The 848-nt window shown below is 40.0% G+C and carries 1 protein-coding gene; it reads left to right on the forward strand.

Going from position 1 to position 848, the window contains the following annotated elements:
* Positions 1-371 precede the first annotated feature (371 nt).
* Positions 372-773: a hypothetical protein gene (locus BG260_RS10890; protein WP_083750271.1), complete on the forward strand. Its 402-nt coding sequence runs from the start codon at positions 372-374 to the stop codon at positions 771-773.
* Positions 774-848: the final 75 nt, after the last annotated feature.

The following is an 848-nucleotide window of genomic DNA, read 5'->3' on the forward strand; positions in this document are numbered from 1 at the left end:
AAAGTTTGAAGTCTATCCAAACCCGACAGGTCTCGAAGACCTGTCGGGTTTTACACATGCCAGCCCTCACTCAAAGACCCGACAGGTTTTGGAAACCTGTCGGGTCTGATATGATGATTTAGTTTGTAAGGATTATCAAAAATACTCGTCTTACAATAACACTGCTGAACTAAACTAAAGTCGTTTTGTCAAAATTTGAATGTAAGTTAGTACCCGGGAAAGTCTATCATATTTGGGCACACGCTGTAAATAGTGAAAACCTATTTCGAAGAAATGAAAATTATTTCTATTTCCTTAACCGATACAAATACTATATCCAACCAATCGGTATTACGTATGCATACTCTCTGTTGCCCAACCATTTGCACATTATGATTAAACTCAATACAGGTAATCATTCGAATGACTTAACCTCTTCTATCGATTATTCAAGAAGATTCGGCAACCTGTTTAACAGTTATGCAAAAGCATTTAATAAGATGTATGATCGGAAAGGGACTCTCTTTGTTCGTCCGTTTAAGCGTGTACCAATTGACACAGACCACTATTTTGGTACGTTGTTAGCGTACATCCACTTAAATCCTGTTAAGCATGGTTTTGTTGAATATCCGGCACAGTGGCCCTTCAGTTCATATCGTGCGTATTTGAATGAAAAGCCGTCAAATATTGACAGAGAGACCGTGTTTGATTGGTTTGGCAGCAGACAACAATTCTTCAAAGTTCATGATGAAATTCGCGTGGAACAGTACAACCGAATATTTGAAGCCCCCTAAACCCGACAGGTCTCCCAGACCTGTCGGGTTTTTCACATGCCAGCCCTCACTCAAAGACCCGACAGGTTTTGGAAA

The sequence above is a fragment of the Rhodohalobacter halophilus genome (assembly GCF_001715195.1).
Classification (GTDB): Bacteria; Bacteroidota; Rhodothermia; order Balneolales; family Balneolaceae; genus Rhodohalobacter; species Rhodohalobacter halophilus.

Bases quoted from the DNA above. Each gene is read 5' to 3' on its own strand.
- BG260_RS10890 (WP_083750271.1), top strand. From the start codon at position 372: ATGATTAAACTCAATACAGGTAATCATTCGAATGACTTAACCTCTTCT.